2 protein-coding genes and 5 pseudogenes are annotated in these 8,222 nt (G+C 66.6%); 2 read left to right on the top strand and 5 right to left on the bottom strand.

From position 1 onward, the window contains the following. Positions 1-274 precede the first annotated feature (274 nt). The 4 pseudogenes from proB to rplU all read right to left on the bottom strand — a co-directional run bounded on the left by proB (position 275) and on the right by rplU (position 3,506). Positions 275-1,405 (bottom strand): annotated as a pseudogene (gene proB / locus G6N44_RS27260) (glutamate 5-kinase). Positions 1,406-1,415: 10 nt separating this feature from the next. Then, positions 1,416-2,831, bottom strand: a pseudogene (obgE, locus tag G6N44_RS27255) (GTPase ObgE); the annotation flags it as partial. A gap of 79 nt (positions 2,832-2,910) precedes the next feature. Beyond that, positions 2,911-3,181: pseudogene (rpmA, locus tag G6N44_RS27250) on the bottom strand (50S ribosomal protein L27). Between the two features lie 15 nt (positions 3,182-3,196). Continuing rightward, positions 3,197-3,506, bottom strand: a pseudogene (gene rplU / locus G6N44_RS27245) (50S ribosomal protein L21). A gap of 441 nt (positions 3,507-3,947) precedes the next feature. Here rplU and G6N44_RS27240 point away from each other — a divergent pair. Together G6N44_RS27240 and G6N44_RS29275 are read left to right on the top strand one after the other, a co-directional pair. After that, positions 3,948-4,808, top strand: coding sequence for a transposase (locus G6N44_RS27240; RefSeq protein WP_197907479.1), 861 nt, complete (start codon positions 3,948-3,950; stop codon positions 4,806-4,808). Then, positions 4,754-5,065 carry a hypothetical protein gene (locus G6N44_RS29275; protein WP_197907478.1) on the top strand — a complete coding sequence of 104 codons (312 nt, stop codon included), beginning with the start codon at positions 4,754-4,756 and terminating at the stop codon, positions 5,063-5,065. The genes G6N44_RS27240 and G6N44_RS29275 overlap by 55 nt, the downstream gene beginning before the upstream one ends. A gap of 21 nt (positions 5,066-5,086) precedes the next feature. Here G6N44_RS29275 and G6N44_RS27235 read toward each other — a convergent pair. Next, a pseudogene (locus tag G6N44_RS27235) lies at positions 5,087-8,140 on the bottom strand (Rne/Rng family ribonuclease). Positions 8,141-8,222 lie beyond the last annotated feature (82 nt).

Raw genomic sequence — 8,222 nt, 5'->3', positions numbered from 1 at the left:
CCGGGATCTCCGACCAGCTCACCAGGGTGATCGAGGGCGGCCAGTCCGTCGGGGCGATCCGGCCGCAGTTGCAGGCCGCGGCCACCGCGAGCACGCTGACCTGGATGGTGGAGCGGACCTGCCACCAGAATCTGCCGTCGCACCCGGCGTCCTACGATGCCGAACTGGCCGACACTTACCGAAATCATCTGGGGTGCCCTGTATTCTGCAGTCTCCACCCCAGTGATTTCGGTGCATCTAGCGGCGGTGGGCGCCGGTGGGTGCACCCAAATCCCTAGGTGGCGACCAGATCGTCGGCGTGTACCGCGGGACGGCGCAGTTCGGGCGGCAGATCCGGCGTCGAACGGCCGATGATCGCAGCCAACTCCGACGCTTCGTAGGCCACCACGCCCCGCGCCACGGTCTGCCCGTCAAGCGCCCGCAGGTCCACCACGTCACCGCCGTGGAAGTAGCCGGTGACCTCGGTGATCCTGGCGGGCAGCAGCGAACGCCGCCGCTGGACGACCGCACGCACCGCACCGTCGTCGAGGGTCAGCGCGCCGTGCGATTCCGCGGCATGGCGAACCCAGAAGCGCCGCGCCGACATCCGCTCGGGACGCGGCGCGAACACGGTGCCGACCGAGGCATCGCTCAGTGCCGCAGCGGCATCCGCCGCGGCGGCCAGCAGCACCGGCACCCCGGCATCGGCAGCCAACAACGCCGAAGACAGCTTCGAGGCCATGCCGCCGGTGCCCAGGTGGCTGCCACCGCCGGCCACCACCCCGTCGAGATCCCCCTGCGCACCGACCTCAGGAATGAACCGCGCCGGGTTATCCGGAGATGCTTTCCGGGGGTCACCGTCATACAGGCCGTCGATGTCGGACAGCAGATCAGCGCGTCGGCACCGACCAACTGAGCCACCAGCGCCGACAGCCGATCGTTGTCGCCGAACCGGATCTCGTTGGTGGCCACGGTGTCGTTCTCGTTGACGATCGCCACCGCATGCAGCGCGCGCAACCGGTCCAGCGTGCGCTGGGCGTTGTTGTGCTGCACCCGCATCGCGATGTCGGGCGGTCAGTAGTACCCGCCCGACCGTTCGGTTGTAGACGGCGAAGGCTGAACTCCAGGCGTTGACCAGGGCGACCTGCCCGACGCTGGCGGCCGCCTGCTTGTTGGCCAGATCGGTGGGGCGTTGGACAGCCCCAGCGGCTCGATTCCGGCAGCGATGGCACCCGAGGACACGATCACCAGATCAGAGCGCGCGCATCCGGCCTTCGATGGCCTCGACCAGGACCGCGAGTCGGCCGGCGTCAAACACCCCGGACGGAGTGGTCAGCGCAGTGGTGCCGATCTTGACGACGACACTGCGAGCGGTCCGAATCGCTTCCCGATGTGCGGAGGAGTGCGTCGAGCCTGCGCTGGTCACTCGTCCTCGCTCCCGGCTGGCGCCGTTCGCGCCGCGCGGCCTTGCGTTCGAGGCACCGATCCGGTCGCTCTGTTCGAGCCGGATGTCAGTACCTCGACCGGTCAGCGGCATGTCGATACCGGCCGGGGTCTGCGGTTCCCAGTCAAAAGTCATGTCACCGATGGTCACGGCGCAGCCGGGCTTGGCGCCATTCTTGAACAACGCATCCTCGACACCCAACCGCGCCAACCGGTCACCGAGATAGCCGACGGCCTCGTCGTTGCCGAAGTCGGTCTGGGCGATCCAGCGCTCGGGACGGGTACCGCGCAAAACCCGCCGTATCCGTCCGATTCGACGGTGAAGCCGCTCTCGTCGACTGCGATCGGCCGGATCACCGGACGCCTGGGCACCACCTCAGGCTGCGCATCGCGATACGCCTTTACCATCTCCCACAGCGCAAAGATCAACGGCCGCAAACCATCACGGCTGACGGTCGAGATCTCGTACACCGGCCAGCCGAACTGGGACTGCACGTCTTCACGCACGAAGTCGGCCAGCTCCCGGGCATCGGGAACGTCGATCTTGTTGAGCACCACTGCACGTGGCCGCGATGCCAGGTCGCCCAGCGTGGAATCGCCTTGCAGGGTCGGAGTGTAGGCCGCGAGTTCGGCCTCCAAAGCCTCGATGTCGGAGATCGGGTCACGCCCGGGTTCCATGGTGGCGCAGTCCACGACATGCACGAGCACAGCGCAGCGCTCAAGGTGCCGAAGGAATTCCAGGCCGAGGCCCCGGCCCTCGGATGCGCCGGGGATCAGACCGGGAACGTCGGCGACGGTGAAGGTGTTGTCGCCTGCTGACACCACGCCCAGGTTGGGCACCAGGGTGGTGAACGGATAGTCGGCGATCTTGGGCTGGCCGCCGAGATGGTCGACACCAGAGACGATTTGCCCGCCGACGGAAATCCGATCAGGCCGACATCGGCAACGGTCTTGAGTTCCAGCGTGAGATCTCGGGCCTGCCCTTCTCACCGAGGAGGGCGAAGCCGGGGCCTTGCGGGCCGGGAAGCCAGTGTTGCCGAGCCCACCTCGACCGCCCTGCGCAGCTTCGAACCGGGTGCCGGCACCGACCAGGTCGGCCAACATCCGGCCGTTCTCGTCGAGCACCACCGTGCCGTCCGGCACGCGCACGACCAGGTCGTCGCCGGTGGCACCGTCACGGTTTGCCCGCACCCGGCTTGCCGGAGGGGCGTCGACGTGCGGGTGGAAATGGAAGTCCAGCAGGGTGTGCACCTGCGGGTCGACGACGAGCACGATGCTGCCGCCGCGACCACCTTACTTCCGTCGGGTCCACCGAGAGGTTTGAATTTCTCTCGGTGCACCGACGCGCAGCCGTGGCCACCGTTGCCTGCACGCGCATGAATGACGACGCGGTCGACAAACCGGGGCATCGGACACTCCGTCGAATGTGAAGCTATCGCGAAAGTTCGATCGAGAACTCGCAGCTGCTTCACATTCGCGGAGAATCCTCTAAGTCTCAGGCCTCGGGCGCGGCACGGGAACGATGTTCACGTGCTTGCGGCCGCGCTTGGAGCCGAACTCCACAGCGCCGGGGACAGTGCGAACAGCGTGTCATCGCCACCACGACCGACATTCACGCCGGATGGAAATGGGTGCCGCGCTGGCGGACGAGAATCTCGCCGGCCTTGACGACCTGACCACCGAAACGCTTGACGCCGAGCCGCTGGGCTGCGGAATCACGACCGTTGCGCGAGCTGGAAGCGCCCTTTTTGTGTGCCATTAGTTCGCTCCCTTGCTACTTGATACCGGTGACCTTGAGCACGGTCAGCTGCTGACGGTGCCCCTGGCGCTTGTGGTAGCCGGTCTTGTTCTTGAACTTGTGGATGCGGATCTTGGGACCCTTGGTGTGCTCCAGCACCTCGCCGGTCACGGCGACCTTGGCCAGGTCATCGGCCTTGCTGGTGACGCTGGCACCGTCGACCACCAGGGCGACGGGCAGATACCGACGCGCCCGGCTCGGTGTCGAGCTTCTCAACCTTCATCACGTCACCGACGGCAACCTTGTACTGCTTGCCGCCGGTCTTGACGATTGCGTATGTCGCCATCGTGTCCTCTGCTCTGCTGCTTTCTGCGGGCGCGCTACCGGTCGGTGCGTGCGGGTCTGGGTGGCGGGCTGCCCCGCCGTCACCGGCCTGCGACTATTACAGGCACTGGAGACAACTGGTCAAGGGTACTTGACCAGCGGGTAGAGGGTCAAACCGCCCACTAGTCCCAATGCCGCGCAGTTAAGCGTGACTGGTGTGGCAATTGTGACACGCCGTGTGGGATGGTAGACAGCGGAACTCCCGGTATCGATGGATTGTCCGTCCAAAGACACCATCTCACCAGGGAGTTCCGCTGTCTGTTCAGTCTGTCATCTGTCCTGGGCCACCGGGTCGTCAGGGCCGGTTCGCGCCGGGCCATCTGGGCGAGTTGACCCGGATCGTGTCCGCCGATCTTGTAGATGCCGCCTTGAGAACACCGGCCGCGTACAGCGCCGTGTTCGGGTGCTGCCCTCGCGGGTCGTGGTCTACCTGCTGCTGGCCGGGGCGTTGTTCGCCGAGATCGGATACCAGCAGGTCTGGGCGCGGCTGGTCGCCGGCCTGGATCCGGTCACCGTGGCCGCACGGGTTCTTCGGCACTGTCACAAGCATTGCGACGTGTCGGAGTTGCCCCGCTGCGCGAATTGTTCACCCTGGTACGCGGCCCGGCTGTCGGCGCGACGCGCTGGCATGGGCTGTTGGTCTGCGCGATCGACGGCACCTCGATGTTCGTGCCCAACAGTGCAGCCAACGCCGCAGCGTTCGGCCGCCAAACCGGCCGCCCCGACGCCGAGTCCGGTATCCGATGCTGCGCATGCTGACGGTCGTGGCACCCGCACCGTCGTCGATGCCGTGTTCGGCGCCTACGGAGTAGGCGAAACCACCTATGCACCAACGCTGCTGCGGTGCCTGAAACCAGACATGCTGCTGTTGGCTGACCGCAACTTCGCCGTCACAGCTCGTGGAAAAGATCGCCTCGACCCATGCCGAGTTGCTGATCCGCTGCAAAGACGCCCGTGTGCTGCCCCGATCAAGACGCTGGCGGACCGGACGTGGCTGGCACGGATGGGCGCGGTGACCGTGCGGGTGATCGACGCCCGCATCAGCGTGCGGCTCGACGGCGGGGCGACCCGCTACGGTCACTACCGCCTGGTCACCACCCTGCTAGACGAAAAGCAATATCCCGCAGACGAACTGGTCGAGCTCTACCATCAACGGTGGGAGATTGAAACCAGCTACCTGGAATTGAAATCGACCATTCTGGCGGACGAGTGCTGCGCGCGGGTACCCCCGCCGGCATCACCCAAGAGGTCTACGCACTGCTGATCACCTACCAGGCCCTGCGCACCGCCCTGGCCGATACCGCACTGGCCCGTCCCGACATCGGCCCCGACCGGCTGAGCCTCACCGTCGCCCTGAACACCGCCCGCGACCAAGTCATTCACGCCGCCGCAACGATCGCCGACGCCACCATCGACCTGATCGGCTGCATCGGAGCCGCCGCTCAACCAGCCGCTACCAGCGCGGCGATCACGCTCGAGTCCCCGAGTGGTCAAACGCGCCATTTCCAAGCACCGGGCTAAAGGCGCCATCGACCGCACCAACTACACAACCGCCATCACCATCGAAATCCTCGACGGTTGACAACAGGGCGCGGACCTTAACTGCGCGGCATTGCCACTAGTCCTGGCGGGCGGCCCGGCGGCCTGGCTGCGGCACGTCGACGAACACGGCCGCGGTTGTGTCACCTCTGCTACCACGGGCTCTGGAGCCTGGTAGACGTCCTTCTCGGACTCGTCATCCTCGTCATCCTCGTCAGGGTCGTCAGAGTCCTCGTCATCCAAGTCCTCGTCGTCCGGGTCGTCCCGAGGTCCTCGTCCGAGTCGTCGTCGAGGTCCTCGTCGTCGTCATCGAGGTCCTCATCGTCGAGGTCGATCTCGTCTTCGTCTTCTTCCGAGTCCTCATCCGAGTCCTCGTCCGATTCGTCCGATTCCTCGGCGTCGTGCGCATCGAAGCCGTCGGGAGATTCGTCGGTCACGCCCGCGTCGTCAGGAGTCACCTGCTCGTCACCCTCGCCGTCATGGGCCTCGGCGGCATGCTCGTCGATGTCCCCGTGACCTTCGTGGTCTTCGTCGGGGCGGTCGTTCGCCGCAGCCATGGCCTTGAACATCGGGTGCTCACCGACCGGATGGTCAGGCACCTTGACGACCGGCGTCTCTTCGGGCTCCGGACGGGCATTGCCCCGCTTACCCCGCTTGCTTCGGCGGCTGCTGCTTCCGCCGCTGCCACTGGATTCGGTCTTGCGGCCGGAGTTGGACGACGCGGCCGTGTCGACCGGGTCACCATGCAGCACGATGCCGCGGCCGGCGCAATGGGTGCACGATGTCGAGAACGCCTCGATCAGACCGGTACCCAACTTCTTTCGGGTCAGCTGCACGAGGCCCAGCGAGGTCACCTCGGACACCTGGTGCCGCGTGCGGTCCCGGCCCAGGGCCTCGGTCAGCCTGCGCAGTACCAGATCCCGGTTCGATTCGAGGACCATGTCGATGAAGTCGATGACCACGATGCCGCCGATGTCGCGCAACCGTAGTTGCCGCACGATCTCCTCGGCGGCCTCCAGGTTGTTGCGGGTGACGGTCTGCTCGAGGTTGCCGCCGGCACCGGTGAACTTGCCGGTGTTGACGTCGACGACGGTCATCGCTTCGGTGCGGTCGATGACCAGGGTTCCGCCCGAGGGCAGCCACACCTTGCGATCGAGCGCCTTGGCCAACTGCTCGTCGATGCGGTGCACGGCGAACACGTCGGGCGCATCGGCACCACCGGCGGGTTCGTACTTGGTGAGCCGGCCCATGAGATCGGGTGCAACGGTGTTGACGTAGGAGTTGATCGTGTCCCAGGCCTCGTCGCCGGAGACGATCAGGCCGGAGAAGTCCTCGTTGAACAGGTCACGGATGACCTTGACCAGAACATCGGGCTCTTCGTAGAGGGCGACGGCCGCGCCGGCCTTCTTCGCGGTGACCTCGGCGCCCTTGGCGTCGATCTCGGTCCAGCGCTGCTGCAACCGTTCGACGTCGGATCGGATGTCCTCGGCTTTCACGCCCTCCGACGCGGTGCGGATGATCACCCCGGCATCGGCCGGAACAACCTCTTTGAGGATCTCCTTGAGCCGCTGGCGTTCGGTGTCGGGCAGCTTGCGGCTGATGCCGGTCGACGACGCACCCGGCACGTAGACCAGGTAGCGACCGGCCAGCGACACCTGCGTGGTGAGCCGGGCGCCCTTGTGCCCCACCGGATCCTTGCTGACCTGGACGACGACATAGTCGCCCGGCTTGAGGGCCTGCTCGATCTTGCGGTTCGACCCGCCGAGGCCGGCGGCCTCCCAGTTCACCTCGCCCGCGTAGAGGACACCGTTGCGTCCGCGGCCGATGTCGACGAAGGCAGCCTCCATTGAGGGCAGCACGTTCTGCACGATGCCGAGGTAGATGTTGCCGACCAGGCTGGCGGATGCCGCTGACGTCACAAAATGCTCGACGACGACACCGTCTTCCAGCACAGCGATCTGCGTGTAGCGGGCACCTTGATGCGGCGGGTCGGAGCGGACCTTGTCGCGCACGATCATGGTGCGTTCGACGGCCTCACGGCGGGCCAGGAACTCGGCCTCGCTCAGGATGGGGACGACGGCGGCCTGCGTCACGGCCATCGCGGCGGCGCTGACGCTTGGCCTCCAGGCGGGTCGATCCGCTGATCCCCTGGATCTCCGAGTCATCGCTGCCTTGCCCGATCGCTCGGGCCGGGACGGACGTTCGTGCACGACGGTGTTGGGCGGGTCATCCGGCGAGCCCGCGTCGTCACCGTCACCGGAGCCGGACTTGCGCCGACGCCGGCGGCGACGGCGACGGTTGTTGCCGTCGCCACCCGCGGTGTCGTCGTCGGTGCCCTCATCGGATTCATCGGTCTCGTCGTCGGATTCCTCATCGGAATCGCTCGTCATCAGCGGTGTCGGTGTCGGATTCCGGGCCCGAATCGGATCCGTTTTCGTCGGCCTGCTCACCGCGGCCACGACCGCGACCCCGACGGCCCCGACGGCGCCGCGCGCGGCGGGCGATCCGCCTGATCGTCGTCGGTATCCGAGTCGGCATCGGTGTCATCGTCGGTATCGGTGTCGTCTTCGTCGTCATCATCCACATCGACGAGGACCGGCACGAAGCTGACGGGCTGCGGGGCGACGAACAGCGGCAGGTAATCGGCTCGCTCGGTGTGCGCTTCCCGAACCGCGGGGATATTCGCGGTCTCCAGGATCAACCGCGACTCGGGCTCGTCGCCCACCAGGACGGGGTCCCTTCGGAAGCCTCGGCCTCTACCGGGGCCTCGACGGACTCGGCCGCTACCACCGCGACTTCCTCGACCTGCACCGGCTCGGACTGAGCCGGCTCGGTCGAGTCGAGAGCGAGTGCGTCACGAACCTGCTCCGCATCGACCTTGTCGATCGTGGAATGGGCACTGCGCCGACGGCCGTCGAACTCAGCCAGGGCGTCGAGCACTCGCCTGCTGGTGGTGCCGAGCACCCGCGCCAGGGAGTGGACTCTCAGCCGCTCGGGCAGTCCCTCCTCTTGCGGAGTCTCGGTCGATAGGTCGTCATTCTGGGCATCTTCGGCCACGAATTCTCCTCAAGCCCCCGGGCGCGTCGTATCGACGCGGCCACGCGAGGGCTCCCGCTATTGGCCCGGGACACTTTCCCCG

This window comes from Mycolicibacterium alvei (assembly GCF_010727325.1).
GTDB lineage: Bacteria > Actinomycetota > Actinomycetes > Mycobacteriales > Mycobacteriaceae > Mycobacterium > Mycobacterium alvei.
This window is presented reverse-complemented; position numbering and strand designations above follow the sequence as displayed.